We start from the raw sequence: 26,869 nt of genomic DNA, 5'->3' as shown, positions 1-26,869 counted from the left end.
TATTTTAATAACGTAAAGGAGAATGAAGGTTGTATATTCGTAATCGCCAAAAAGAATTGGATGACCCTACTTTACTTTCTATTTGTATAGAAAATTTTGACGTCCCTGAAACTACAATCAAAAGTATATTGAATTATGCTCATGAAGTACTTATTATTTGTCATGATCATGGAGAGATTGCAGGATTTCTAAGTTATCGCTTAAGAATTAATCACATGGTATTAATTGATTATGTTGTTTTAGACCGAAGTGTGCAGAGAAAAGGTATTGCCCGAGCATTACTTCCTGTTTTTCAAAAATATCTTTTGGACAAAGGAATCACCACGATCTATGGGATGGTAGACAAAGAAAACAGCCAGGGAATTAAAAGCTTTAAACGGTTAGGTTTTGAAACAAAAGGCAGTTTCCTGACCAATTACATTATCGAAAAAAAGCTATCCAATAACTTAACGATCGAATCTGAAAGTCCGCATATTGAAAGTTTAAAAATCTATGTTAGAAAACTCTCCGCCACTCCAACTTTAAGAAAAAAGTAAAGATGGTTGGCCCACGCCCACTCCCTCGACATAAACTGACAGATTACGGGTGGTGCCTGTCACTCGCGATTAGCGAACTTGTGACTCGCTCACCAGCGCTCCACGGCACTCCATTTGTTTTAAAATCATGAACTTTTTTACGAGAAAGGTACTAATACTGTAGTCTCACTTTCTCGTAATATTTTCCTAGAGGGCTCGCTTATTCTTAGAATTCAAGAGACCTCTCCCTTATTTCTAAGTACATTTCCCTCTCTTCCACTTTCTTCATCACCAACTAGCTAAGGGAATAATCCGATTAAAGTAAATTGGAATTTACATAGAATCTATATAATCCGAGTAGTAGTTAATTACGAAAGGATGATAAAGATGAAGCGGAGAAAGAAAATTGGAGTTCTAGCAATGTCCCTTCTTATGTTTGGTAGTCTTCTGACCACTGGAACTGCCTTAGTAAGTGCAAATGAAAGCAAACCAGGTATGAACTCTAGCAAACTGTTAAATGTCGCTCACCGAGGAGCTTCTGGACATGCTCCTGAGCATACAATCCCATCCTATAGGTTAGGGGAAGAGATGAAAGGAGACTACATTGAAGTAGATCTTCAAATGACGAAAGATGGAAAACTTATCGCGATGCATGATGAGACAGTAGATCGGACGACAAATGGGACAGGTCTCGTAAAAGACTATACGCTAGAACAAATAAAAACGTTAGACGCGGGAAGCTGGTTTAATGAAAAATATCCGGAAAAGGCTGACCCAGCTTACGAAGGAATTCAAGTACCAACACTTGAAGAAATCATTCAAACCTTTGGAACAGGGGCACGCTATTATATTGAAACAAAATCTCCTGACGTTTATCCTGGCATGGAAAAAGAGTTGCTTCGTATTCTTAACAAATACAATTTAACAGGCGTGAACGAACGATCCAGCAAAGTGTTAATCCAATCGTTTAGTAAAGAAAGCTTATTAAAAATGCACAACTTAAACCCAAATTTGCCACTTATTCAGCTTATTTCTTATAAAGAACCTGCTTCGATTTCAGAGGACGAACTGCAAGAATTATCCGAGTATGCTGTTGGTGTCGGAATGTCTGCATCAAAAATTGATAAAACCTATGTTCAAAATGTACGAAACGCTGGGTTGCTCATCCACCCTTATACGGTAAATGACAAAAAAGAAATGAAGCGCCTATTAGATTGGGGCGTAACGGGGATGTTTACGAACTATCCTGACCGTCTAAATGATGTTCTTCACGGCAAGTAAATATGATGACAAAAAAGTCCTCGTTGGTTAGTTACCAATACGGACTTTTTCTTTTAATATCACCAACCATATTGTTCCAGTAAATCAGCAACCTTTGTTTGATCGCTCTCTTCCGCTAATTCATACGCCTCTTCACTTTCCTCAACGGAAAAAGGAAGGGATCCTGCAACGAGTAGTGCTTCAACAAGAGAAGGATTGTCTTGTTTGATCGCTTTAAACAACAAAGGTTTTCCTTCAAAACGTGCATTTGCATCAGCACCTCTACCTAATAGAAGCGATACGAGCTCAGCAGGTTTCTCCTGTATGATGGCAGTAACAAGGGCACTCACTTCACCATTATTGGCTGCGAAATTTGGGTTTGCCCCAGCATTGAGAAGTAAGGTAGTGATCTCTTCATTGTCTTCCATAATGGAATAGTTTAAGAGCGTAAAATCTCGTTCATCTACTTTCATTTCAAGATTTGGATTGTAGCCATTATGTAGAAGGATTTTGATAAGCTCTGGGTTTTCTTCCTGAACTGCAATAGCTAACATTTGCTCATTGCCGATTTCAAAATGAGCCCCCATTTTTAAAAGCAGGTCAATAATTTCATTATTTTCCTGTTCAACAGCGATTTCTAACAAATTTTCATTTTTTTCGTGATGGCGTTCTTCGTTTTCTTGATGATCAGCTTCTTCGTGATCGTGAACCTCCACTCCGTTTCGCAGGAAAAACTCAACAAGCTTTTGATCGCCTTCCATAACAGCGTAGGTGATTGGAGTTATCCCATCGTCGTTGACGGTATTCACCGATACTCCTTCACTAAATAGTTTCTTCATCTCATTTAAAACGGTTTCGTCAGAATCATTCTGATAAAGGTATTCCCAAAATTGTTCTTCATCCGATAACTCAGATTGTTTTGATGTCCCCTGGTTTTCTGCACTTGCTTCAGTATGAGGATCAGAACTAGCATTATTACTATGAAGTTCAGAACATGCCACTATGAAAATTAAAATTGGCAATGTCCAGAGTACCTTTCGATTCATATAACTCCTCCATTTATGTGTTTATTAATCATCCTTATTATTATATCGTGGAATGCTTCTTTAAAAGATTAATGTTTCGTGAAATCAGATATTACCAGTCTTCGAACGGGGCAATCGTCATACACTTTAATAGTCAAGCTCCAAGGAGGACGAAACGTTGTCGTATTTTAAAACGAGGAGGAAGCGCGAAGGTACAGGGAAAGCTTTCCTAATTTCACTTGTCTTACTGCTTCTCGGTGGCAGCATCGCCTTTTGGATTTGGCAACAACCAAAATCCCGAGCGGCAGCAACGGTAAAGGAATTTTATCTGTATGAACAGAGCGGTGATTTCAAAAAATCCTGGGCACTGTTTCATTCTGAAATACAAAACCGTTTTTCCGATGAACAGTACAGTCAACTGCGCTCTGAACTGATCACGCAGGATATCGGTGCAACCTCATTTACATTTGATATTGGCAAAGTAAAAACGAAGAAAAATTGGCGCTCTGGGGTAAATAGCGTCATTATGAAAAAGGTCTACGCCATCAAAGTTACCCAGCATTTTCAAAATCAATTTGGGAATTTCGATATCGTTCAGGTGGTATTTGTCGCAAAAGAAGATGGGGAGTTTAGAGTCTTATGGGATTATAAATAAACGTTTGTTTAAGGAAAAGATGCTGATGCTGTGCGGAGCATCTTTTTTTGATGATCCTTTTGGTTATGTTGATGAAGGGGAAGCCAAAATGAGTTCCTGTCGTGCGGAGACATAGTCACAGTATTGTTTTTTCTTTTCTTGCAGTGTTCCCGGATAGCCTTCTACTAATGGAAGGAGGTTAATGTACGGTTTTATCATCGTATCTTTTTCCGCATAATAACGGTAACTGGACCATGGATAATCTGATGATTTTAGGACGAGATTTGCTTTCACCGGGTTTAGATGGATATAGCGACTAACTTCTAACATATTTGTCGGAGTATTGAGTGGCTCATCAAAATAACGTTTCTCAAAAACGTGACCCGTTAACTCATATCGGCTATTAAAATAAGTGGCATATCGTTTGTTCACGAGACCCATGATTTTTGAGATGGGAAATTCTTTTGATCGAAGTTGAAGGTGATAGTGATTGTTCATTAAACAATAAGATGCGATTTCAAACGGATGTGTTTCGAAGACTTGCTGAAGGATGTACAAGAATGTGCGGTAATCTCTTTCATCTTGAAAAAGTATGTCCTTACGGTTTCCCCTGCTTACAATATGATAGAAATAATTCGGTAGCCAGATCCTCGGTTTTCTCACCATCTCATGATGGGTGTTGTGTAAGTATTAACAGGCGACTTTCCCATTAGAACCTTCGTCAATTTTCTTCCTCCTCTACTTATTTTCTGCCCTTTCTCCAAGAATAATCTCCCATTTCCTACTCGTCAATTGAATCTCTTCGACAAATAACGGGCGGTGACAGGCACCCGCCACCTACTGAAATTTTTGAAATATATTTGTAAAGATTAACCCATTTTTACCCAAATATAAATTAATTAATGGTAGGATAGGTAAGTATTGGGTAAAAAGGGGGATAAATATATGAGGAAAATACACCTAATTTTATTTATTTTACTAGCTGCTTTTGGGAGTTTAGTAGGATTTGGCTGGAATGAGATTGGCGGTACTGAGTTTATACCTTCGCAAGAAGAAAGTAGTTCGACCGTTGAAGCCTCTATTACTGAAGATAACGATAAAGAAATACTACATGAAGAAGAGCTAAGAGAAAAAAAACTTTCAGAAGCCACTGAAATTGCTTCTGCGGAGCAGATTCCTGTCTTAACTTATCATCACATACTTGAAGAAAAAGATTTAAAAGCGCGACATTATGATGCAGGAGGAAATTTAGCAAGTACAATTGTTTTATTAAAAGACTTTAAAAAACAAATGAAAGTTTTGCATGATCATGGTTACTATACACTAACACTGGAAGAATTCGAAAAATACATAACGAATAAAATCGATATTCCTAAAAATAGTGTTTTGCTAACGTTTGATGATGGTCATAAAAATAACTACATAGAGGCTTATCCAGTACTGAAAGAATACGGCTTTCATGCTGTTGAGTTTTTAATTACAAGCCGAAACAATGATCAAACTGAACCTTATGATTCAATAACAAACCAATATTTGAGTTATGAGGAAATTGAAGCATCGAGCGATGTTTTTGAGTTTGCTAGTCATACTAATCGCTTTCACAATCACAAAGAAGATGGGACAGCGTTTTTAATTTCAAAATCGCTTCCTGAAATAGAAGAAGATGTCGAAACAAGTATTAAACAAATCGGCGGAACAAACGCACTCGCATATCCATACGGCGCCTACGATGAAGAAACGATGGAGGCAATGAAGGCTGCAGGAATAGATTTAGCTTTCACGGTACAAGCAGGATATGTTTCACCTGGAGATGACATGCTTCAAATACATCGAAATTCGGTTAGACCTTATCATTCCATTGATGATTTTAAAGAAATTCTTCAATTGAGCTAGGTAACGAAATAGAGAACAAAAATATTCATTCGACAAATAGCGGGCGGTGACAGGCACTAGTCGATTCGCTCTCTCCTCTTACCCCTTCATCCAACCGGATGAGGGGGTTTTTCTCCGTCCAATACTTTTAATAAATTCTCTGTAGCTACTTCCGCCATCTTAAGTCTTGTCGTTACGCTTGCACTTCCGATATGAGGAAGGGTCACGACATTAGGAAGGGTTAAGAGTGGATGCTGGAGTGATACCGGTTCTTCTGCAAAAACATCTAACCCAGCAGCCCAAATATCTTCCTCCTTGAGTGCATGATAAAGAGCTTCCTCATTTACAATACCGCCCCTTGCGGTGTTAATCAAAATGCCCGTTTTTTTCATCATCCTCAGTTCTTTTACTCCGATTAGGTTCTTCGTCTCAGCCGTTAGCGGTGTTAAAACGCAGACAAAATCAGATTCTTTTAGGAGCTGATCGAGTTCCGCATATTGAAGTTCCAATTTATCTTCCGCCTCTTGATTTCTTCGACGATTATGATAAAGAATGTTCATATCAAACCCTCTCGCTCTTTTCGCTACGGCTTCTCCAATTCTCCCCATGCCAATAATCCCTAGCGTTGACCCATGTATATCCTGACCTGTTAGTTGCATAGGAGACCAGGCTTCCCATTTCCCCTTACGCAAATAAGTAGAAGCTTCAGGAATCCTCCGAGCCGTCGCCATTAGTAAAGCGAACGTCAAGTCAGCTGTCGTTTCAGTTAGAACGCCCGGAGTATTTGTCACGACTACTCCTTTTTCCTTAGCCGCACTTATGTCGATATTGTTATAACCTACAGCCATATTCGCTACTACTTTTAGGTTAGAAGCATTCTCAAGAAGTGAACGATCAATTTCTTCCGTTAACATGCAAAATAGGCCGTCCACTTCTTGAATTTCTCGTTCAAGAACAGCTCGAGGGACGGGTTCTTCCTCAGAGCTCCACATCCGCAACTCACATTTCTCGCTTAGCTGATTAATAATCTCATCTGGTAATTTTCTAGTAAGATACACTTTCGGTTTCACCATTATTCTCCACTCCTAGCTCTTTTTTTCTCTATGCTACAGTTTTCACGACAAAAGTCCAAATCCGATTTCTACATAGAGACATTACCCGGGAAATTTCGTAATAATGCTCAATTTATAAACTGAATATTGTGTTAATATGAAGAAAAAAAGGAATCTGAGGTGTATCATGTTTCATAATGAGCGTTTTTCTTACCCTATTCGCGTTCGTTATTCCGAGATTGATGGTCAAAAAATTGTGTTTAATGCTCATTATTCCACTTATATCGATGTTGCTACAACCGAGTATTTCCGACACGTCCTTGGTGACCGTTTGCACCAGTTCTCTGATGACTTGTTTGATCCTGTATTAAGAAAGATCACCATTGAGTTCATAAAACCGGCGAAATTAGATGATGTTCTTGATGTCTATTGTCGCGTTACGAAGGTTGGAAAATCTAGCTTTGAACTGAAACATACGATTAAACGAGATGATGAACTCCTCGTGAAAGCCGAGGTTGTACAAGTGAATTATAATGTGAATAGCAATAGAGCACAGTTAATCCCTGAACATATTAAAGATGCATTTATTCAATTTGAAAAGTTGGACCATTCTTCGATTTAAGAGAATAGACAGCATAAAGGTGGCCTGCTGAAATAAAACTGGCCACCTTTTTTTAGTTTTCGTATTTTCGATATAGTGAAAAGGGGTTTTGTCACCCCTCTTCTTCCATCGCCATCCGCATTGCCGTTTGATAGAGCAATTGAACGCCTTTCTCAATATCATCCATTTCCGCAAATTCAAGCGGATTATGACTGATCCCTTTCTCACATCGAACGAAAATCATACCGTAGTCACTGATATATGACATAAATAGGGCATCGTGGAACGGCCCGCTCATTAATACAGGTGAATCGTATCCGAGATTATCATCTTCTTCGCTCATAATCTTTTTTATCCAGTCAGCACAATAGCGTGGTTCACTTCTGGTGTCTTCAGTGATCGTATATGCGAGACTGTGAGTTGATGCCGCTTCTTCAATAATCGTATAGAGCTTTTTTTCGAGCATGGTGCGATGCTCAAGATCAATATCACGTAAATCCAGCGTAAATTCCACTTTTTCCGGAATGATGTTACGAGAGTTTGGGAAGACCTGAACACTTCCAACCGTTCCGACTGTTGTTTCTTGCCCCTCCTCTTTAATAAGTTGATTGAACTTCGTAATAATTTCACTTGCTCCGACCATAGCATCTTTACGTAACGGCATGGGGACGGAACCAGCATGTCCTGCAAAACCTTCAAGCGTAACCGTTAGCCAGATAGGACCAGAAATTCCTGACACAATTCCTACTGGTTTATTTTTGGATTCAAGAACTGGACCTTGCTCAATGTGAAGTTCCAAGAAAGCTTTGATATCTCCTTCTTTGTATACGGGACTTTTCGTAAGATCAGGCTCAACTCCGAATTCCTTCAGCGCTTCTTTCCTCGTCATCCCTGTCTTATCTTTGCGATCAAGCTCCCCTTCCTCAAGCAAGCCAGCAAGTGCTCTCACACCGAATACCCCTTTATTAAAACGAGACCCCTCTTCATCTGAGAAACAAATCACCTCAATTGTTCGATTCGGTGTTATGCCGCTATCTTTCATTGTATGTACAACCTCAATCGCTCCAAGTGCGCCAGCCGTTCCGTCAAAGCGACCGCCATATGGTTGCGAGTCGATATGAGATCCGAGCATCAGAATTGGCTGGTCCTTTTTAACTCCCTCTACCCTTCCGATTAAATTCCCAAAGCCGTCAATTCGAGCCTCTAATCCTGCCTCCTCCATCCATCCCTTTACAACTTCCACCGCTTCTCGATCTTCCTTCGAATGAGCTAAACGGCAAACACCCGTCTCACCAATCTTTCCGATCTTAGCTAGTTCTTCAAGATGACTCTGTAAACGCTCACGATTTATTCCCATTCACACTCATCCTTTTCAGCTTTTTATCAACTATATCAAAGCAGCTTAATGCGGGCATTATACATAACGTAGCGTATTAACTGATTATTGTGTGTATTTCGTCTATTCATAATACAATATGATGTGCATAACATGAAATTCGTTCGACAAAATCACCCAAAAAGCGGGTGGTGACAGGCACCGTTCGACGGTTCGAACCGACCGAATCACCCTCTTGCCACAATAACCCTAATTGCATATAATAAAGTTAGAGAACATAAGGTATAAAAAAAGACGCCGGTGCTCTCGCACCAGCGTCCATACAGCTGCTCCGCATGACGAGCGGCGGCTCAAAAGGCAAAAAAGTAACTCACCTTAATCCTTGGCCGGGGCAGGGTGGGTTACTTCTTTTTATTACTAGAAACCGTAATAATTGTGACCACGAGAGAAGCAAAGCTAATCATCAAAACAAGCGCCTCAAATGTGCTCATCATTATAGGCAGCACCCCCTTTCATCAACGGGGTACCGCCGCCCACCCTGCTTTGCAGCTGATACTTATCATCTTATCATAGACCGATACCTTTATTGGATAGACCATTTACCTATGTTGTGCACAAAATAAAAGATCCGGTGAGGATTAATTAGTAAGGATCGTGGCCTTTTGCCCACTTATTTCTAATATGAGCATCCTTACTTTTCATTCGACAAATTCTCTCAAAAACCGGGTGGTGACAGGCACCATTATACCTTCCACAATTTCCACTCTACCGCTGTTTGCACCGCGGCATGTTTCTTCACGGTCATCAAACTTACTCCTACATAACTAATAAGCGACAGCAGCACTGGTAATACAACGGTATGCATGCCAAAGGCGTTTGGCATAAATGTATTAAACCCAATATAACTGCCAACGCCTACAAGAATGGAAGCCATCGCCCCGCTTGCATTTCCTCGCTTCCAATAGAGCCCCATTACAACGGGCCAAATAAACGCTGCTTCAAGTCCACCAAACGAAAACAAATTCAACCAAATGAGAAGCTCAGGCGGATTTACTGCCATAGCAAACACCAATACGCCAAGTACCGCCGTGATTCCTACACTAAATCGTTTAATCGTTTGATCGCTTGCGTCGGGTTTTACATAATTTAAGTAAACATCTTTTACAATGGCAGAGCTTACAAGTAACAATAGAGAATCGACCGTCGACATAATTGCAGCCATAGGGGCAGCTAGCACAATCCCGGCGAGCCATGATGGCAGTACTTCTAACGCTATTCTTGGCATAACCGTATCTCCAACTTCAATCCCAGGTAAAACCGCTCGCGCAAAAACACCGGTTAGGTGCATACCGAGCATAATGACACCTACAACTACTGTTCCAATAATCAGAGCTCGATGCATGCCTTTTGAGCTTTTATAAGACATGGCTCGTACAGCAACTTGGGGCAGTCCAACCACACCAACACCAACGAGAATCCAGAAAGATGAGACATAGAGCGGAGTTAACGACCGATCTGCTCCAAATGGAGAGATTAGATCCGGGTTTTCTGTCGCTAACGTTGCGACAATAGTTTCTACCCCTCCACCCGCAACAATCGTTCCAATGAGGATAACGAGCGTGCCGCCTAGCATCACAATACCTTGAACTGTATCCGTGATCGCAACCGCACGAAAGCCTCCAATAATAACATACACTAGGACGGATACAGCAAAAATAAACAGTGCTCCCGTATAGGGTAAACCCGTCAGAGATTCTATTAGCCTTGCACCGCCAACCCATTGGGCTGCCATCGCCGAAAATAAGAAAATGATGATACTAAGCGCAGATAAAATGACAACTCCCTTGCTTTCGTACCGCTCCTTCAGAAAATCAATCAGCGTTACTGCACGAATTTTCCGAGCCATAATCGCAAATTTTTTCCCAAGAACAGAGAGGACAAAATAGCCGGTTGCAAGCTGTGTCATCGATAAAAGCACCCAACCGAGTCCCAAGGTGTAAGCCACACCAGGCCCACCGATAAAACTACTTGCACTTCCATAAGTTGCAATCATCGTCATGGCGAGAATAAATCCACCTAGCTGCCGACTGCCGAGAAAATACTCCTGCAAAAAATTAGACGTTGATTTTAAATGAGTAGACGCATAAAAACCAATGAGAAAAATGATAACAAGAAATATGATGAGCGGAATGACAACTTCCCCGTTCATTGGTCCTCCTCCTCATCAAACGGCACTTCTTTGAAAAGAAAGACGACCGCTAAAATGACAAGGACGATGACAACCCCGGTTCCAAGAAGACAACTGTAGAAAAACCACGCCGGCAATCCCCAGATATAACTATATTCCTCTACTGGTTTTGATCCAAAACCGTAGGCAAATCCATACCATAGTATGAAATTAATTAATACAAGCCCAACGCCGATGAGCGCTTCACGATTCGCCACGCGGTATCGCGGATCATCTTTAGGCGATCCTTCGTGTTGTTTCATACTTTTCCTCCTTCACAACAAACCTCGTTCTATTATAACCAGAAGGGTCACCCACTCCAACTAAAATTGTTTCTCTTTAAGAGAAAATGAACTTTTTGGCCACCTACTTGATCGAATTTCTATAGGAAAAAACCATTCCCAAGTAACGGAAATGGCGAAAAATAGAGCCTATTGAATTTACCCTCGTTCATGACATATTTCCTTTTACTAATAAATCGGATAACGGAACAATATCGCCGTTGCCGTTCCGATAGACGATATGATGATGTTGAAACTTAGTAGGCGAATCAATTCCAACCGCGGCCGCTAGATTAAATAACCCTTCGCGTAATGAGATGACATAGTTACACGTTCGATAAAATTTTTCTTCTACGATAAGTGCCTTTTGTTTCTTCGGATCAGTTGTTGCAACCCCGACTGGGCACTGATTTGTATGACAGACTTCCGCTTGAATGCACCCAACAGAAAACATCATCCCTCTCGCAATATTCACAAGGTCGGCTCCCATTGCTAATGCCATTGCAATTTTATCAGGCGTTAGGAGCTTTCCAGAAGCAAAAATCTTCACTCGATCGCGAACGTGGTATTTTTCAAGTGCTTTCACAAGGATTGGAAGAGCGGAATTGATCGGGAGTCCTGCCGCATCTACTAACTCCTGATAAGATGCACCTGTGCCACCTTCCCCACCATCCACTGTAATAAAATCTGGGCCGGTACCGCTTTCAGCGATATACGCTGCTAACCTGTCGACATCATGAAGGTTTCCAACAACGATTTTTATTCCTACCGGTTTTCCGCCTACTTCACGGAGACGTTCAATAAAATCTAACATCTCTGGCAACGTTTGAAATTGGTAAAATCGATTCGGACTGTCGACAGATTTCCACGGTTCTACATTTCGAATTTTTGCAATCTCAGGGGTTACTTTTGCAGCATCGACATGGCCACCGCGTGTTTTTGCGCCTTGAGCTAATTTTAGTTCGAAGGCCTTCACCTGGTCGATTTCACTTTTTCGTTTAAATTCCTCCCATGAAAATTCACCATCTTTGGTTCGAACACCAAATAGACCCGGTCCAATCTGGTTAATGATGTCTACCTCTCCTTTTAGATGGTAGTCTGATAATCCGCCTTCACCCGTATTCATCCAGCTTCCGCCAGCTAACCCCAGTCCTTTCGACAGAGCAGTTATCGCATTCTCACCAAGAGAACCGTAACTCATTGCAGATTGTCCAATTAACCCTTTAACTTTAAAGGGACTTCGACAAGAGTGACCCCCAATGATCACCGCATCTTCATCTTTAAGTAAGTAAGGATCTACCTCTTTGTCCTCAAGATGCTCTTTTCGTTTCAATAACTGGTCTTTGTCGATATGATAAGTTTTCGTATGAACTTTTCTTGTATTATCAATTCGTAGTTCTTCACGCTGAGTCGGGAACATGGTGTTATTTATGTAAAATCCCGGCTTTTCAAACTCTCGCTCAGAACCAAACCCAATCATCCGCTCTTTATATTTAGCCGACAAATACGTATTTTGGAATTCCCTACGTGAAAAAGGCTTGCCTTCATTATCGTTGTTAAATAAATATTGCCTTAGTTCAGGTCCAATCTTTTCAGTCATGTACCGCACCCGTCCAAGTAGAGGATAATTACGAAGAATTGAATGCTCCTCCTGCTGCTCATCCCTTTTCCAAATCCTAAGGAAAAAGATAAGTGGAACAGCTATTACAATGACAAAAACCGCAAAAAATAGACTAATGATCGTCGTAAGGGCAGTCACTCGCTTCACTCCTTTTTAATCAACTTCATTTCTAGGTTAGACCGAAAGTAAGCGCACTCATTACTTGTTATTCCTCTAATCTCTCAAGACCAAACAATCGAAAAAAACCTCGAACGTCAGAATGTACGAGGCCCCTTTAAACAAATATTTATTTAATACCCATTAAGCTTTCCGATAAGCTCTTCTTTCCGCATACGTTACACATTTAAAGCAAACAGGTTTCTGATTCCCTTCATCATCCAAATAATAGTGAGGACGAACTGGCTTCTTCTTACAAATCATACACTTTTCTAAACCAACCAATTTTCGAAAAAAGCCTCTCATTTTAGTCACACTCTCCTAACCTCTAACAACCTTTAGAAAGAAGGCTACCCTATCTCCTTCTCTCAATTAGACAAGATATGACAAATACCGGGTGGTGACAGGCACCCTCAGTCACATCACCCCTCCACCTCTACCTCATTCACACCATCCACTTTTCGAAGCAGTTCATAAATGTCAGTCGTATGATTTTTCTCGAACGTCATCAGTTTAAGCTCAATTTGAGGGTTTTTTTCTTTCGTATCACGGACGCGCACGTGACGAATTTCAAAATCATTCGCTACAATGGCTTTCATGAAATTGCTGACATTCACACTTTTTTTGAGCGTTAATTTCGCTCGCATTTCCCGCTGCCTCAGCGCTTTTGGGCCGATACGTTTAATGATCCAGGGAAGAATATTGACACTAAACAGGATCAAACCAGCCCCAACAAACGCTTCATAATAAAAACCGGCGCCAGCAGCGATGCCGAGACCTGAGGCTCCCCAAATAATTGCTGCGGTTGTTAATCCTGAAATCGCATCATTATTTCGCCTTAAAATAACGCCAGCTCCAATAAAACCAATCCCAGAAACAATTTGAGCTGCCAATCGCATTGGATCGGTACGGATATTCGGAGAAAGCTCCGCGAACGTCTCCGCAGACTCAATCGAAACGATTGTTAACAAACAGCTACTTACCGCAATCACGATACACGTCTTTAAACCAAGTGGCTTATGCTTTAATTCCCTCTCAATTCCAATTAATAATCCCAGCAAAGCAGAAATGCATAGTTTAATTAGGACTATTACCATCGTTCGTCATCCCCAACGTTGTAGTGTGAAAGATCGCACCCTATTTCTACTTTATTCATCTGCTAGAAACATTAGAATGAGACGAAAGACCACCTCTTTGAAAGCTGATGGTCTATCGACAAATTATGAGGAAAACCGGGTGGTGACAGGCACCATTATCCCTCTACCTCCACAAACGTCGCTCCTTCAAGTTCTCTCAGCTCCTGATAGATACTCGTTGTATGATTCGCTTCGAAGGTAAGCACGCGGAGATCGACTTGATGGTCTTTCTCTTTCGTATCGCGTACCCGAACGTGTTTGATTTCAAAATCTTTTGCCTGGATCGTTTTCATAAACGCTGTTATGTCTGTCCCTTGTTGAAGCCGAATTTTCGCTCTCATCTCACGCTGTCTAAGCTGGCTTGGACCAATCCTTTTAATAACCCACGGAAGAATATTGACACTAAACAAGATCAAACTTGCCCCAACAAACGCTTCAAAGTAAAAACCAGCACCTGCTGCAATGCCAAGTCCAGAAGCCCCCCAAATGATGGCTGCAGTTGTTAATCCGGAAATGGCATCATTGTTTCGTCTTAAAATAACGCCGGCTCCAATAAAACCAATCCCAGAAACGACCTGCGCCGCTAGTCGCATAGGATCTGTTCGGATGTTTGAGGATATTTCCGAAAACGTTTCAGCGGATTCAATGGAAACGATCGTTAACAAACAGCTACTAACGGCGATGACCATACACGTTTTTAAACCAAGAGGTTTATGTTTTAATTCTCTTTCAATTCCAATCATGAGTCCTAAACAAGCGGAAATACAAAGCTTTACGACTACGACCACCATTTGACTACCGCCCTCCAACAGATATTTCTATTATTTTACCAGTAAAAGGATCGATGGATCAAAGAGAATAGCGACTACCCTAGGATTTGATCAAAAATGAAAAAAAGAGTTGCTAGAGGAAAACCTCCGCAACTCTCGATTAGCTTCATTAGTGTATATCTTTTTTCTTAAAACGACCGCCTCGCACTTCCGCGATATCTGCCATCGCAAGGAACGCGGAATCGTCATGATCTGCGACAATATCTTTTAATTTCGCTTCTTCTAATCTTGTAATAACGCAAAAAATCACTTTTTTATCATCGCCAGAAAAAGCACCTTCCCCGTGCAAATACGTCACGCCTCTACCTAGACGACTTAGAATCGCATCGCCGAGTTCTTTATGGTTGTCGCTGATAATCCAAACCGACTTCGACTCATCTAGACCTTTGATCGTAATATCAATCATTTTATACGCGACATAGTAAGCAAGGAGGGAATACATCGCACGATCAAAGCTAAAGACAAACCCTGCACTACCAAGGATAAAGAGGTTGGCAAACATAATGATTTCCCCAACGGAGAACGGAAGCTTTTTACTCGCAAGTATCGCAAGTATTTCCGTTCCATCTAGAGAACCACCAAAACGGATCACCATTCCGACACCAATTCCCAGTACAACGCCGCCAAATAAAGTGGCTAAAAGAATGTCATCGGTAAAGGCGGGAACCGGATGCAACAAAGCAGTTGAAATGGATAAAACCACAATGCCGTAAAGCGTGGAGAATGCAAAAGTTTTTCCTATTTGTTTGTAGCCTATATAAATAAATGGCAGGTTCAGAACGAATAAGTAAATCCCCAGACTAATTCCACTTAAGTGCGAGAGCATAATGGAAATACCGACAATTCCTCCGTCAATAACTTGATTTGGTACGAGAAAAACTTCAAGCCCGACAGCCATAATTATGGCCCCTAATGTAATCATGAATGTTCTTCTTGCTTTCTCTTGAAGCGGTGTTTTTTTATGAATCTTTGTTTCATTTATTAACTCTTCTAACGGCTTACTATCACTCAAAATATTGCCTCCTCAATCTTCCACTACATCATTTGTTCTTATTTAAAATAAGACAAAATGAGATGTATCATATGGTGACCTGAGAGTTCTGATGAGAGTATGATCATTCCCCAAAATGGGAGGACCAGAAGAGCACTCCACCCAAACCATTCAAGCGTATTTTTCCACCATAATGTTTGTTTCATCATTTTCTTCACCTCAGCTATAAATTCTGATTCAAGCACAAAACCAAGTTGTACAAATCCAATCAAAAAATGACATAGCTGCTAACGAAATCGGCTTTTTTTTAAGATATTAGAGGTAATTCGAGTGGACAGCATTTACATTCAGAAAACCCTTGGCATCAGGAAAAGCCTCAATTAGCATTAACTTTTTCTTTAGGTAGGTTAGATGAGGCTTTCCTTCATACTCACTTGTGAAAGGAATAAAAAATCCGAAGAGCTTATGCTTCTGAAGAGATACTGAAGAAGGATAAGAAATCATTTTGGCATCTGGTAGGTAAACGAATTCCGAGATTGTCGGCTTATCTGCCGAATGATAGTCATATTGATTTAATTCTTGTGCCGGATGCACAAATACAAGAAAACCAAACAATACTACTAATAGTAAATATCTCATCGCAATTTCGCCCCCCTCCTTCTGTTACCATACTTATCCACATCTTAATAATTTTATCACTGTGTGAAAATAATTGTCCACAAGGAGAAAAGAGCCTACCAGCTCAATCGACAAAAGCTGAGCTCATTCGGGTGGTGACAGGCACTAATTTTTTCCACCTCTTCCTAAACACCGTGACTATTAAACTACCTTTATTCCAACTAAGGTAATAATATCCATTTTTACAGTCTCTTTCACATGTTGACCCTCCCTCAGTAAGAGGAATACGATTGGAAAGTACTTTCGAGATTTAGGAATGTGAAGCAATCTATTCAGAAAGAAGGAATTGTTATGTGTGGCATTACAGGTTGGATTAACTGGTCTGGTGACCTATCAACGGAACAAGATACGCTAAAGAAAATGGCAGATTCTATCGCTCACCGTGGTCCAGATGAGGAAGGATTCTGGCTTTCGGAACAGGCAGCACTTGCTCATCGACGTTTGATTGTCATTGATCCGCGAGGCGGAAAGCAGCCGATGACGTCATCAGATCAACAACTTGTTCTTACGTATAACGGGGAACTCTATAATTATCGAGAAATTAAAAAAGAGCTACAGCAGAAAGGACATTCTTTTATATCTAATTCTGATACAGAAGTTGTCCTGCACGCTTATATGGAATGGAAAGAAGAATGCGTGAAGCATTTTAACGGCATTTTCGCATTTGCGATTTGGGACCAAAAAGAACAGCAGCTTTTCCTTGGCCGTGACCATCTCGGCGTCAAACCTCTTTTCTATTCAAAACAAGGAGATTCCCTTTTCTACGGATCTGAAATTAAAGCGATTCTCGCGCACCCATCTGTACAACCACAAGTCGATCGTAAGGGTCTTGCTGAGATTTTTGGTATGGGGCCGATGCGGACACCGGGTCAGGCGATTTTTAAAGGAATGGATGAAGTTCGTCCAGGTCATTACGTGATTGCATCCGCAAACTCCATTGAAGAACATCGTTACTGGAAGCTTGAATCCAAACCTCATACGGATGACGTGGACACTACAACTGAAACGATCCGTACGCTTTTAACAGATACCGTGCAACGTCAGCTTATTTCAGATATGCCGGTTGTTTCGATGCTTTCTGGCGGACTTGATTCAAGTGGTCTCACTAGCCTTGCAGCTGAGGAATTCAAGCAGTCAGATAAAACACTAGGTACCTACTCCATTGATTTCGATCAGAACGAAGATCATTTCCAGAAAGATTTTCTCAGACATGATATGGATGAGCCGTGGGTTAAACGAGTATCTGACCACGTTGGGACAAAACATCAATCGGTGACATTTGGGGCAGATCAGCTACTTTCGAATCTTCTTGAACCTATGAGAGGACGAGATCTACCTGGCGTCGGTGAAATCGAAACGTCCCTCTATCTCCTTTTTACAGAAATGAAAAAAGATGCCACCGTTGCGCTTTCCGGTGAGTCTGCCGATGAAGTCTTTTCGGGTTATCCATGGTTCCATCAGGAAAAATATTTGGATGCGAAGATTTACCCATGGCTTGTGAACCTGAAGGGAATCTCATCTGTGCTGTCTGATGAAACAAAAAAACAAATTCAGCCTGAGCAATATCAGAAAAATCGTTTTGCTGAAGCGTATGAAGAGATTCCATTTCTTGAGGGCGAAAGTAACTTTGAAGCGAAGCAGCGTCAAATGTCTTATTTTTTCATCACTCGTTTCTTACCGTTTATGCTCGATCGTAAAGACCGTGCAAGTATGAAAACGGGCTTTGAAGTACGCGTACCATTCTGTGATTATCGTATTGTGGAATACTTATGGAATGTGCCAATCGATTATAAAAACGTGGATAACATCGAGAAAGGCATTTTACGTCGCGCTCTAAAAGGAACACTTCCGGACGATGTTCTTTATCGTAAGAAAAGTGCTTATCCAAGTGATAAAGACCCTGTTTACTTAAAAGGCGTACAAAAATGGATGCTGGAGATTCTCGATGATCCAAGTTCTCCTATTCTCTCGCTTATCGATGCTAAAAAAGTTCGAGCGATTGCTTCAAATGAGGCAGAAGGATTGAATACCGAACAAATAAAAGGATTGCTCGATTATCTGATTCAAGTGAATGCTTGGCTAGATGAGTATGACATCGAGCTTGTTAGCTAGATCATTTTACACGGAGAGCGACTAGGTCGTTCTCCTTATTTTTATTAACCTAATTGTAATCGTTAGAATGCTTTGTCTATTTTTCATTATGTTCCACATATTTCGTAACAATCCTCAATCATACGGTTTGTAAGCGTTTTACAAACAAAAAAACTTTAATTTCGACATCCTTTTTGTGTTACCCACCTGTATTTTTTACAAATTTGTGAACATTTTAATTAGGCGCACTTTTTCTATTTCGCTTTAAATTGACAAATAATTTGCTAAAATGGGGAAGTTATAAAAAATTGGAGGTTTTGATTATGGACACAACCATAGACGAAAAGCCAACGCAAAAAGGGAAGCTTAAACACCCTCCCGGCTTATATCTTCTGTTTATCACAGAAATGTGGGAACGTTATAGCTATTATGGCATGCGTTCAATTCTCGTACTTTATTTAACTGCTGAGTTAATTAGTGGTGGATTAGGCATGGACCAGGGCAGAGCCCTTCAACTTTACGGCATGTATACCGGTCTTGTCTATTTCACACCATTAATTGGAGGTTATTTAACCGATAAATTTATTGGGTTACGAACCGCCATAACCATCGGTGGAATTACTATGGCCATCGGTGATTTTACACTGTTTGCTGTCCAAGAACAATGGGGTCTATATACCGGGTTATTGTTACTGATTATTGGTAACGGATTTTTCAAACCCAACATTTCCACTCTTGTTGGAGAGCTATACAGTAAAAACGACAAGCGTAAAGACTCAGCGTTTACCATTTTTTACATGGGGATAAACCTTGGTGGCTTAATTTCACCATTGATTGCAGGTCTGTTATACGCAAATGTTTTCTATTCAAATACAGGTGGCGTAGAAACGTTTGGTTTCAAATATGCTTTCCTAGCATCATCAATCGGGATGATTATTGGACAGATAACTTTTAATCTCCTTGCGAAGAAATATCTAGGTAATGTAGGGCGCACCCCGTCAAGTAACCGAGTTACACCTACAGTAAAAGGAAAAGCTAAGCCACTTACAAAAGTTGAAAAGCAACGTACAGCCGTTATTTTAATTTTGGCTGTTTTCACGGTTACTTTTTGGGCAGGATTTGAACAAGCTGGTGCTTCTTTTACCTTGTATACACGAGACTTTATTGATCGAACGATCTTTGGTTATGAAGTACCAGTATCCTTCTTCCAATCACTAAACCCGATGTTCGTGCTTTTGCTTGCACCTATTGTCTCAGCAATTTGGTTGAAATTAGCAAAATCGAGACGCGGTGACTTTGCAATACCTACAAAAATGGCATTTGGTTTAATCTTACTTGGTGTTGGATTTATGGTTATGGTTCCTGCCGTGATGATGACAGGAAGCGATGAAGGAAACATCGCAATGAAAGCAAGTATGCTCTTTATGGTAGTGACATACTTCTTCCATACACTTGGCGAACTATCTCTTTCACCAATTGGTCTTTCTCTAGTAAGTAAAATGTCCCCAGTGAAAATTGCCTCACTCTTAATGGGTGTTTGGTTCCTAAGTAATGCTGCTGCCAACTATCTTGCTGGCCACATTGCTTCACTTACTACATCAGCGGGATATCTTGAAATCTTTATGTATTTAGGATTTGCAGCTCTTGGTCTAGGTATCATACTATTGCTCCTATCTAAGAAGCTACAAAAACTCATGCATCTTGAAGAACTTGATGAAGATCATGTTGCTAAACAAATCAACTAATATCAACTTATACTGCAGAAAAGAAAAAGCGGTTCCCCTCAACCTCGAGGCGAACCGCTTTTTTATTTCTCGGTATTTCGACTCATATCACCAATCTTCGGGTGGTGACAGGCACTTGCGACTTGCGGCACTTGCGGCACTCGTACTACTCCCATCACCAACCAATGGCCTCAACCAGTTATAATAAGCTTCTGGTGCTTTCTGAAACCATTCAGGCAATGCCCGTTCTCCACCTGCTACGACCCGATCGAGTCCTACTGTATCTAGTGCGTACACATATTTCGCCCCAGCTGCTCGCCGAAACATGACCATTACATCTGAAGTATCCCCTCGTACAAGTTCAGCTGCTTTCATACCAGCTTGGTACGCTTCCATTCGGTCCTGATCTGAACACGCAAGCTGACTTGCTCGCTGATTCATCCCAAGAATATTAGCACGTGCTACGACGCCTAGATCAGCTTCTACAAGATCGGCGAGCTGTTCCGAAACACCACCAAGTACTTCGCGTCCGTTCACCGTTTTAGCGACAGCATGGCTCCCATCTAGCTTCACTCCCTCACTTACAACGACAGAAGCAAAGCCATATTCCTTAATCGCCCTACGAATCCCTTCAACTAATCCAACAGCATCATGTTTCTGCTCAGGTAAGCATATAAAATGAGGACCTTCATTCTCATACACCTTCAACAAACCACTTGCCGCAGCAAGCCAGCCAACATTTCGTCCCATCGTTTCAATGATCCGTACCTGTTCAAAGTTCCGCATCGCTTCAAGATCCTTACTCATATCCCGTGTAGCATGTGCCACATATCGTGCTGCGCTTCCAAAACCAGGCGCGTGATCCGTCTCAGCCAAATCATTATCGACCGTTTTCGGTATGCCGATAACCTGTAAATCAACGTTCATATATGCAGCCATTTTCGATAAAGCACGTAACGTCCACATCGTTCCATTTCCACCAATGAACACAAGCGTATCAATCTGCGCTACCTTCAAATTTTCCACTGCTTGAGCCATACGAGCATCACTCATTGTATAACGTCCAGCACCTAGCCATGCGCCTGAAGCGCTTCGACTTGCCTTCGCGTGAGATCGTACCGAGGAATTTATCTCGATCAACTGCCCCTCCACTAGCCCCTGAAACCCTTGAAGAACCCCTGTCACATCTTGATCGATTTCATCTAAAAATCCGGCAAGGCTTTCATTCAGGACCGCAGTTGGTCCACCCGCCTGACCAATCGCAATTTTTTTCATCATTTAAGCACCAACCTCTCTATCCACCAACGCCCGCTTATCCTTTCACTGAACCAGCCGTCATCCCGGCAACAAAGTAGCGTTGCAAGAACACATACGCCACGATCATCGGAATGGAAGCAATGATCACCCCAGCGAAAATCATCGGATAGTTTGTTAAATACTGTCCCTGGAAATCAAGCAACGCAATCGGAAGTGTTTTCACTTCGCTTGATTTAAGCAGTAGCAATGGATAAAGAAGATCGTTCCAAACAATGACGAATGCAAATATAACAACCGTAGCAACCGATGGAAGCGATAGCGGCATTACAACGCGTAAATACGTTTGCCACTCACTTGCTCCATCAATTTTTGCAGCCTCAATCAGTCCATCAGGTAACGTTTTCATGAATCCGGTTAAAATAAACACAGCGATCGGAATGAGAAATCCGATTGATACAAAAATGACGCCCCTCAGCGTATCTAGCATGCCAAGCTTATTTACAAGCAGGTAAATCGGAATCATGTTAACTTGTGTTGGTACCATCATGCCAACAACGAAGAACCCGAACAGCGCAAGACCCGCTTTTTTAGGCATCCGAATAATCGCATAAGCAATCAAGCTTGCAAAAAAGATAATACAGACCACGCTGACCCCAGTTACAATCACGCTGTTCATAAAATACGTGACCATCGACTCTTTTAGAAAAAGGTCCTGGTAATTGGCAAACGACCAGCTCTCAGGCATGCCGAGCGGATTTTTATATAGCTCAGGTGTCGTTTTAAATGTCGCAAATAAAACCATGCTAAAAGGTAGAATAATAATCGCCGCATAAATGAAAAGAACAAGCTGTTGAGGTAATTTTTTCATGGAACGTTCCTCCTTTCTTTCTTAAAATTTTACATCGTTTGATTTCAGCAATCTAAACTGCAGTACCGTAACAATCGCGATAATGATCATAAAGATTACCGCTGCGGCTGAAGCATAGCCAAATCGAAAGTTAATAAATGCTTCATGATATAAGAACGTCGAAAGAATTTCCGTTGCATATGACGGACCACCGCCGGTCATCGCGATAACTAAATCGAACGCTTTAAAACTTTGAATTGTTGTATACGCGACAACAATTGTAGCTGACGGTGCCAGAAGCGGCCACGTAATGCTTTTAAACGTCTGCCATTTGCTTGCCCCTTCAATTTCAGCTGCTTCGTACAGCTCTTTCGGAATTGCATGAAGACCAGCAACAAAAATGATCAGCATTTGCCCGGTATGCGCCCAAAACTGAACGAAAGCGAGACTATAAATCGCGATATTCCGATCGCCAAGCCATGATTTTGCGAGGCTTTCTAAACCAACTGCTGAAAGAATATTGTTAATTACACCAATATTCGGGTCGTACATAAATGTCCAAACGAAGGCGACTGACACCGAAGCGACAATCGTTGGAAAAAAGTAAACCGCCCGGTAAAAGATATTCGCTTTCGTATTTTTCACTAATAACATCGCAAAGAACAAACTTAGGACTGTTTGGAAAATTAATACGCCAAGCGTGAATTTCAAGTTATTGCCGAGCGATTGCACGAAAATCGGATCGTCGGTCAGCATATTCGTATAGTTCGAGAAACCAACATAATTAAACGTTGGCGCAATTCCATTCCAATCCGTAAAGCTTAGAAAAAGCGCGGCAACCGTAGGGCCTGCAAAAAACACGCTGTAAATGATAAAGCCCGGGAGTACGAAGAAAAACAGTGCCCAGTTCCACTTCTTTTTCCGCTTTTTCGCCGTTGAAGCAACGTAGGGAGAAGCGACTCTCGCTCCCCCTACTCGCTCCACATTGTTATTTGATTGCACGGTCTACCTCTTCTTGCGCTTTTTTCGCAGCTTCTTCAGGTTCTACTCCCGATAGAACGTCCTGAATCGCTGTCTCAATCGCTTTACTTACTTGTTCCTTTGAAAGGGTATAACGTGGCTGGAACAATGTTTTCTTATCAAGCCATGCCGCTGTTTCAGTAAGTTCTGGAGAATCATATTCGACGTCTTTCACCGTTAATAATTGTCCTGTTGCATTCGCATACTCGGACGCAATCTCAGGCTTAGTTAAAAATTCAATGAACTTCAAAGCTTCTTTTTGATGCTCAGACTTCGAATTAACGCCAAGCATAAATGTTGAGGTATGGATGCCTTCGTACTTCATTTCATCCTCAGAAACTGTGATCGGAGAAAGCAATCCTTGCTCAATATCAGGATTTTGCTCCGCAACCGTTGCCATCATGTACGATCCAAGCGCAAGCATGGCGCCTTTTTCCTGAGCAAATAGCGCAGCCGCTCCTTCTTTTTTCGTTCCAAGCGGATCTTTCTGGAAATAACCTTTGTCATTTAGCTCTTTAATCTGACTTAACGTTTTAACAAACCAGTCATTCGTTAACTTCTCATCACCAGTTTCCAATTTCGCAAAAGCTTCATCAGAAGGCTGATTGTTCATGACCATTGGGTTAATAAACTGACTAGGACTCACATCTCCTGCAAATAGAATTGGATCGTATCCGTTATCTTTCAAGGTTTGACTCACTTCAAGGAAGCCATCCCAATCTTTTGGAGGCTCAATACCAAGCTCATCAAAAACGCCTTTGTTATACACTGGAATGTTATAGACAAGCTGATACGGTACTGCTAACTGCTTGCCATCTTTTTGACCAGCGCCAAGCATATTTTCTGAGAAACGATCAATAAATGCCTGATCCCCTAGCTCTACGTATGCACCAGACTCCTGTAGAGCCTCAAACTGACTTCCTGGAAAACTAGCAAATACGTCAGCACCTTTTCCAGAAAGAAGCGTTGCCGAAGCATTCGCAATGTATGAATCTGACGGAAGCGCATTCATTTCAACGTTAATGTCTGGATTCTCTTCTTCAAATTTCTCAATAATGGCATTAAATGCTTCCGTATCCTCTCCACGCCAATGAAGGAAATTAATCGTCTTCGCATCCCCTGACTCTGCTCCACCCGTCTCATCCGTATTCCCACAACCTGCAAGGACAGAACCCATCAACAAAACCACCATCATCAACAACAGCATTTGCTTTTTCACTCTTTTTGCCCCCTTGTAATGAATTCAATTTAAAATAGTAACGTCATATCGTATAGTTAAAACGTAATGACCTTTACCTCCTTTAAAAAAGCACCTCTTTGAGGTACTGATTTGATTTAGTGACAATTCATTGAACTTATTTCTTATTATACACATTATTAAAGCGCTTTCAATATTAAAAATAAAAATTTTCAAACTATTTGCTTTACGCAATTTCTTCTAGGCGTAAAGCCTTAAAAGAAGGCAGGTGCAAACCATCCTGCCTACCGCTCAAGTTCAATATTATAATGATACTGATCACTACGATACTTCGTTTTCGTATACTCAATTGGATGATCATTAATGCCAAGACTAAGGCGCGTCATCTCAAGAAGAGCTTCCCCTGGTCGAATACCCAGCGCATCCGCTTCATTAATCGTCGCGTTAATCGCCGTAATCCGCTCATTCGCCTTTTTAAGATAAAATTGATGCTGTTCGAGCACTTCATAATACATCGCCTGATTAAGATCATACTTAATTAAAATTTCACCAATTTCCTTTGGCCAGCATGTGCGCTCAAGGGCAATTGGCACCTCATCCGCAAAGCGAATCCGCTCTACAAGAAGAATCGGTTCGCCTTCCGTTACCTTCAGCATATCGTTCTCGTGGTAAAGGTCATCACGAAATTCCGCTCGCAACACCTTCGAATGCGGCGTTTGCCCACGCTCAAGTACTTCTTCTGCAAAACCTTTTAGCTTGCCAAGATTTCCGATCAAATTCTGTGGTTTAACAACTGTTCCACGACCTTGCTTTTTCTCTAACAACCCGTTCTGCACAAGAATAGAGATTGCCTGCCTGATTGTCGTACGACTTACATCAAACTCTTTAATCAAATCCTGTTCAGTAGGAATGAGCGTATTCGGTTTCCAGGCACCCGTTTGAATTCGTTTAATCAGAACGTCTTTTATTTGAAGGTAAAGCGCTTCCCCTTTATTATGGTTCAGTTTATCTGATGACATATAAGCCTCTCCTCTTGAGCCACCAACTGTGTGGCTCGTTTCCTATCCTTATTATAGCGAAAAAGAAGCTTCCTTTAAAAGGGAAGTCCGCATTTAGACAAGAAGTCCTTTTTCCTTCAGCATCTGATCAATCAGAACCGGACTGCCAGACTTCATTGACTGCTCTGCCGCAACGCCAACAATGACAGACCAGAGACCCTCGGTAACCTTTGCTGTTGTGGTCGGCTTTTTCTCAAGGTTATCGATAAAATAAACATGTTCATAATACGTCGCTCCTCCATGCCCACTTTCCTCGATATACGATGGATAGCACGGTGTCGCAATGCGTGAAGGCTTCCCTTCCCCAAGGATGATTTCAAATTGATTGCGTGGACGTGGTGCGCCAAGAAAATCTTCGTTTTCGGATACTTTAAGACGCCCCTCATCCCCACATACGACAAGCTCCTCATAGAACATCGGCGCGAACATGCAAAGCTGAAAACTCGCTCGAACCCCATTTTCATAGCGCACTGTCACCATCGCATTGTCTACAATATCCGATTGCTCACTTTGATATTTAAACTCCTTAAAATTCACGTCCATGCCACCGTTCGCATACACCTCAACCGGCTTGGACTGCGCAAATAGATTCATAAGATCGAAATAATGGCAGCACTTTTCCACGAGCGTTCCACCGGAATACTTCGAAAACTTATTCCACTGCGCCACTTTATCAAGAAACGGCATACGATGCTCCATCATGTTAATCATTTTTACATCACCAATCGATTTCCGCTCAAGTGCCTCATGAATGGCTTCAGCATAAATGGCTTTATAGCGATATTGAAGACCGATTTGAAACACTGCCTCGTAATCTTTCGCAAGCTCTGCAATCGTATAAGCGTCTTCAAGTGTTGTAGCCATCGGCTTTTCTAGTAAAATATGTTTTCCTGAAGGTATCGCTTCTTGCACGATGTCAATATGCGTATAGTTCGGCGTACAAATGATGAGCGCATCAACTTCTGGATCATGACAGGCTTCTTGCAACGTTTGATAGACAGTGAGCGGAGCCGATTCCCCTGCCAAGTTGGAAAACAGCGACTTTGCCTGGTCAATGCTTTTCGGATTAGGGTCATAAATACCATGCACGGTCGCTCGCCCTTCCATCATGGTTACACGCATATGCTCCTGTCCAATGTTCCCACTACCTATAATCGCAAATTTGTAAGAAGGTGGAACTTGCTTAGAAAGATACCGATCCGAATCTGGTAAATAATCAAACTTCTTGTTACGAGAAATATACCGACTTCGTAGCTCCTTAGCCGCTTTACTCATTAGTAAAAAAACCTCCTTGAATGATTTCATGAATTAAAACACCGCTGACAGAATCCCTTCACATTCAAAATCGACTTACTTTGTAAGTATGTTTAAATAAACATCACTACCTTTTAACCCATTATAGTGAAAGCGCATTCACAAATGCAAGAAGGATTTTCAAATGGTAGAGCTATTCGACAAA

The 26,869-nt window shown here is 41.4% G+C and carries 26 protein-coding genes; 7 read left to right on the top strand and 19 right to left on the bottom strand.

All coding sequences use genetic code 11. The features are described 5' to 3' along the window. Positions 1 to 29 precede the first annotated feature (29 nt). Positions 30 to 536, top strand: a complete 507-nt coding sequence (locus PQ511_RS07170) for a GNAT family N-acetyltransferase (protein ID WP_273851222.1) — start codon at positions 30 to 32, stop codon at positions 534 to 536. Positions 537 to 902: 366 nt separating this feature from the next. Beyond that, a complete protein-coding gene (locus PQ511_RS07165) occupies positions 903 to 1,796 on the top strand; it encodes a glycerophosphodiester phosphodiesterase (protein ID WP_273851221.1) in 894 nt (297 codons plus the stop codon). 59 nt (positions 1,797 to 1,855) lie between these two features. Here the strand turns inward: PQ511_RS07165 and PQ511_RS07160 are convergent, their stop codons facing one another. Further along, entirely contained in the window at positions 1,856 to 2,821 is a 966-nt protein-coding gene (locus PQ511_RS07160) for an ankyrin repeat domain-containing protein (RefSeq protein ID WP_273851220.1), read from the bottom strand. Between the two features lie 157 nt (positions 2,822 to 2,978). Between PQ511_RS07160 and PQ511_RS07155 the strand changes: the two genes are divergently transcribed. After that, positions 2,979 to 3,455 (top strand): hypothetical protein, encoded by a 477-nt coding sequence (locus tag PQ511_RS07155; RefSeq protein ID WP_273851219.1) that lies wholly within the window; start codon positions 2,979 to 2,981, stop codon positions 3,453 to 3,455. Positions 3,456 to 3,518: 63 nt separating this feature from the next. Here PQ511_RS07155 and PQ511_RS07150 read toward each other — a convergent pair whose 3' ends face one another. After that, on the bottom strand, positions 3,519 to 4,100 hold the full coding sequence (locus PQ511_RS07150) for a transposase (protein ID WP_273851218.1): 582 nt from the start codon (positions 4,098 to 4,100) through the stop codon (positions 3,519 to 3,521). 279 nt (positions 4,101 to 4,379) lie between these two features. Between PQ511_RS07150 and PQ511_RS07145 the strand changes: the two genes are divergently transcribed. Continuing rightward, complete coding sequence (locus PQ511_RS07145) at positions 4,380 to 5,327, top strand: polysaccharide deacetylase family protein (protein ID WP_273851217.1); 948 nt, start codon at positions 4,380 to 4,382, stop codon at positions 5,325 to 5,327. A gap of 86 nt (positions 5,328 to 5,413) precedes the next feature. Here PQ511_RS07145 and PQ511_RS07140 read toward each other — a convergent pair whose 3' ends face one another. After that, entirely contained in the window at positions 5,414 to 6,376 is a 963-nt protein-coding gene (locus PQ511_RS07140) for a 2-hydroxyacid dehydrogenase (RefSeq protein WP_273851546.1), read from the bottom strand. Between the two features lie 169 nt (positions 6,377 to 6,545). On the opposite strand from PQ511_RS07140, the gene PQ511_RS07135 reads away from it, so the two are divergent. Next, on the top strand, positions 6,546 to 6,980 hold the full coding sequence (locus PQ511_RS07135; RefSeq protein WP_273851216.1) for an acyl-CoA thioesterase: 435 nt from the start codon (positions 6,546 to 6,548) through the stop codon (positions 6,978 to 6,980). 91 nt (positions 6,981 to 7,071) lie between these two features. Here PQ511_RS07135 and PQ511_RS07130 read toward each other — a convergent pair whose 3' ends face one another. The 10 genes from PQ511_RS07130 to PQ511_RS07085 all read right to left on the bottom strand — a co-directional run bounded on the left by PQ511_RS07130 (position 7,072) and on the right by PQ511_RS07085 (position 16,176). Then, complete coding sequence (locus PQ511_RS07130; protein ID WP_273851215.1) at positions 7,072 to 8,316, bottom strand: M20 family metallo-hydrolase; 1,245 nt, start codon at positions 8,314 to 8,316, stop codon at positions 7,072 to 7,074. A 380-nt stretch (positions 8,317 to 8,696) separates the two neighbouring features. After that, entirely contained in the window at positions 8,697 to 8,789 is a 93-nt protein-coding gene (locus PQ511_RS07125) for a putative holin-like toxin (protein ID WP_224594651.1), read from the bottom strand. A 248-nt stretch (positions 8,790 to 9,037) separates the two neighbouring features. After that, positions 9,038 to 10,504: a sodium/pantothenate symporter gene (gene panF / locus PQ511_RS07120; protein ID WP_273851214.1), complete on the bottom strand. Its 1,467-nt coding sequence runs from the start codon at positions 10,502 to 10,504 to the stop codon at positions 9,038 to 9,040. Continuing rightward, positions 10,501 to 10,785 carry a YhdT family protein gene (locus PQ511_RS07115; protein WP_273851213.1) on the bottom strand — a complete coding sequence of 95 codons (285 nt, stop codon included), beginning with the start codon at positions 10,783 to 10,785 and terminating at the stop codon, positions 10,501 to 10,503. Before PQ511_RS07115 ends, panF begins: the two co-directional genes overlap by 4 nt. Positions 10,786 to 10,972: 187 nt before the next feature. Beyond that, on the bottom strand, positions 10,973 to 12,562 hold the full coding sequence (locus tag PQ511_RS07110; RefSeq protein ID WP_273851212.1) for an FMN-binding glutamate synthase family protein: 1,590 nt from the start codon (positions 12,560 to 12,562) through the stop codon (positions 10,973 to 10,975). Between the two features lie 440 nt (positions 12,563 to 13,002). Then, positions 13,003 to 13,677 carry an MgtC/SapB family protein gene (locus tag PQ511_RS07105; RefSeq protein ID WP_273851211.1) on the bottom strand — a complete coding sequence of 225 codons (675 nt, stop codon included), beginning with the start codon at positions 13,675 to 13,677 and terminating at the stop codon, positions 13,003 to 13,005. A 155-nt stretch (positions 13,678 to 13,832) separates the two neighbouring features. Continuing rightward, positions 13,833 to 14,507, bottom strand: coding sequence for an MgtC/SapB family protein (locus PQ511_RS07100; RefSeq protein WP_273851210.1), 675 nt, complete (start codon positions 14,505 to 14,507; stop codon positions 13,833 to 13,835). A 148-nt stretch (positions 14,508 to 14,655) separates the two neighbouring features. After that, entirely contained in the window at positions 14,656 to 15,468 is an 813-nt protein-coding gene (locus PQ511_RS07095; protein WP_273851545.1) for a YitT family protein, read from the bottom strand. Between the two features lie 128 nt (positions 15,469 to 15,596). Continuing rightward, complete coding sequence (locus PQ511_RS07090; RefSeq protein ID WP_273851209.1) at positions 15,597 to 15,743, bottom strand: hypothetical protein; 147 nt, start codon at positions 15,741 to 15,743, stop codon at positions 15,597 to 15,599. A gap of 109 nt (positions 15,744 to 15,852) precedes the next feature. Then, entirely contained in the window at positions 15,853 to 16,176 is a 324-nt protein-coding gene (locus PQ511_RS07085; protein WP_273851208.1) for a hypothetical protein, read from the bottom strand. A 330-nt stretch (positions 16,177 to 16,506) separates the two neighbouring features. Between PQ511_RS07085 and asnB the strand changes: the two genes are divergently transcribed. Continuing rightward, entirely contained in the window at positions 16,507 to 18,327 is a 1,821-nt protein-coding gene (gene asnB, locus PQ511_RS07080) for an asparagine synthase (glutamine-hydrolyzing) (protein ID WP_273851544.1), read from the top strand. A 302-nt stretch (positions 18,328 to 18,629) separates the two neighbouring features. Next, positions 18,630 to 20,051 (top strand): peptide MFS transporter, encoded by a 1,422-nt coding sequence (locus PQ511_RS07075; protein ID WP_273851207.1) that lies wholly within the window; start codon positions 18,630 to 18,632, stop codon positions 20,049 to 20,051. Positions 20,052 to 20,138: 87 nt separating this feature from the next. Here PQ511_RS07075 and PQ511_RS07070 read toward each other — a convergent pair whose 3' ends face one another. The 6 genes from PQ511_RS07070 to PQ511_RS07045 all read right to left on the bottom strand — a co-directional run bounded on the left by PQ511_RS07070 (position 20,139) and on the right by PQ511_RS07045 (position 26,685). Continuing rightward, a complete protein-coding gene (locus tag PQ511_RS07070) occupies positions 20,139 to 21,308 on the bottom strand; it encodes a diphosphate--fructose-6-phosphate 1-phosphotransferase (RefSeq protein ID WP_273851206.1) in 1,170 nt (389 codons plus the stop codon). A 34-nt stretch (positions 21,309 to 21,342) separates the two neighbouring features. Further along, positions 21,343 to 22,155 (bottom strand): carbohydrate ABC transporter permease, encoded by an 813-nt coding sequence (locus PQ511_RS07065; RefSeq protein WP_273851205.1) that lies wholly within the window; start codon positions 22,153 to 22,155, stop codon positions 21,343 to 21,345. A 21-nt stretch (positions 22,156 to 22,176) separates the two neighbouring features. Continuing rightward, positions 22,177 to 23,034, bottom strand: coding sequence for a carbohydrate ABC transporter permease (locus tag PQ511_RS07060; protein WP_273851543.1), 858 nt, complete (start codon positions 23,032 to 23,034; stop codon positions 22,177 to 22,179). A gap of 88 nt (positions 23,035 to 23,122) precedes the next feature. Then, a complete protein-coding gene (locus PQ511_RS07055; protein WP_273851204.1) occupies positions 23,123 to 24,373 on the bottom strand; it encodes an ABC transporter substrate-binding protein in 1,251 nt (416 codons plus the stop codon). A gap of 263 nt (positions 24,374 to 24,636) precedes the next feature. Next, entirely contained in the window at positions 24,637 to 25,371 is a 735-nt protein-coding gene (locus PQ511_RS07050; protein ID WP_226654972.1) for a GntR family transcriptional regulator, read from the bottom strand. Between the two features lie 93 nt (positions 25,372 to 25,464). Then, entirely contained in the window at positions 25,465 to 26,685 is a 1,221-nt protein-coding gene (locus PQ511_RS07045; protein ID WP_273851203.1) for a Gfo/Idh/MocA family protein, read from the bottom strand. Positions 26,686 to 26,869: the final 184 nt, after the last annotated feature.

The sequence above is a fragment of the Guptibacillus spartinae genome, from assembly GCF_028610625.1.
Taxonomy (GTDB): domain Bacteria; phylum Bacillota; class Bacilli; order Bacillales; family Guptibacillaceae; genus Guptibacillus; species Guptibacillus spartinae.
This window is presented reverse-complemented; position numbering and strand designations above follow the sequence as displayed.

What these genes read in the sequence shown, in the direction of transcription:
- PQ511_RS07165 (WP_273851221.1), top strand. Translation starts at nt 903, where the DNA reads ATGAAGCGGAGAAAGAAAATTGGAGTTCTAGCAATGTCCCTTCTTATG.
- PQ511_RS07160 (WP_273851220.1), bottom strand. Translation starts at nt 2,821, where the DNA reads ATGAATCGAAAGGTACTCTGGACATTGCCAATTTTAATTTTCATAGTG.
- PQ511_RS07150 (WP_273851218.1), bottom strand. Translation starts at nt 4,100, where the DNA reads ATGGTGAGAAAACCGAGGATCTGGCTACCGAATTATTTCTATCATATT.
- PQ511_RS07145 (WP_273851217.1), top strand. Translation starts at nt 4,380, where the DNA reads ATGAGGAAAATACACCTAATTTTATTTATTTTACTAGCTGCTTTTGGG.
- PQ511_RS07135 (WP_273851216.1), top strand. Translation starts at nt 6,546, where the DNA reads ATGTTTCATAATGAGCGTTTTTCTTACCCTATTCGCGTTCGTTATTCC.
- PQ511_RS07130 (WP_273851215.1), bottom strand. Translation starts at nt 8,316, where the DNA reads ATGGGAATAAATCGTGAGCGTTTACAGAGTCATCTTGAAGAACTAGCT.
- PQ511_RS07125 (WP_224594651.1), bottom strand. Translation starts at nt 8,789, where the DNA reads ATGATGAGCACATTTGAGGCGCTTGTTTTGATGATTAGCTTTGCTTCT.
- panF (WP_273851214.1), bottom strand. Translation starts at nt 10,504, where the DNA reads ATGAACGGGGAAGTTGTCATTCCGCTCATCATATTTCTTGTTATCATT.
- PQ511_RS07115 (WP_273851213.1), bottom strand. Translation starts at nt 10,785, where the DNA reads ATGAAACAACACGAAGGATCGCCTAAAGATGATCCGCGATACCGCGTG.
- PQ511_RS07105 (WP_273851211.1), bottom strand. Translation starts at nt 13,677, where the DNA reads ATGGTAATAGTCCTAATTAAACTATGCATTTCTGCTTTGCTGGGATTA.
- PQ511_RS07100 (WP_273851210.1), bottom strand. Translation starts at nt 14,507, where the DNA reads ATGGTGGTCGTAGTCGTAAAGCTTTGTATTTCCGCTTGTTTAGGACTC.
- PQ511_RS07095 (WP_273851545.1), bottom strand. Translation starts at nt 15,468, where the DNA reads ATGATTACATTAGGGGCCATAATTATGGCTGTCGGGCTTGAAGTTTTT.
- PQ511_RS07090 (WP_273851209.1), bottom strand. Translation starts at nt 15,743, where the DNA reads ATGAAACAAACATTATGGTGGAAAAATACGCTTGAATGGTTTGGGTGG.
- PQ511_RS07085 (WP_273851208.1), bottom strand. Translation starts at nt 16,176, where the DNA reads ATGAGATATTTACTATTAGTAGTATTGTTTGGTTTTCTTGTATTTGTG.
- asnB (WP_273851544.1), top strand. Translation starts at nt 16,507, where the DNA reads ATGTGTGGCATTACAGGTTGGATTAACTGGTCTGGTGACCTATCAACG.
- PQ511_RS07075 (WP_273851207.1), top strand. Translation starts at nt 18,630, where the DNA reads ATGGACACAACCATAGACGAAAAGCCAACGCAAAAAGGGAAGCTTAAA.
- PQ511_RS07070 (WP_273851206.1), bottom strand. Translation starts at nt 21,308, where the DNA reads ATGATGAAAAAAATTGCGATTGGTCAGGCGGGTGGACCAACTGCGGTC.
- PQ511_RS07065 (WP_273851205.1), bottom strand. Translation starts at nt 22,155, where the DNA reads ATGAAAAAATTACCTCAACAGCTTGTTCTTTTCATTTATGCGGCGATT.
- PQ511_RS07050 (WP_226654972.1), bottom strand. Translation starts at nt 25,371, where the DNA reads ATGTCATCAGATAAACTGAACCATAATAAAGGGGAAGCGCTTTACCTT.
- PQ511_RS07045 (WP_273851203.1), bottom strand. Translation starts at nt 26,685, where the DNA reads ATGAGTAAAGCGGCTAAGGAGCTACGAAGTCGGTATATTTCTCGTAAC.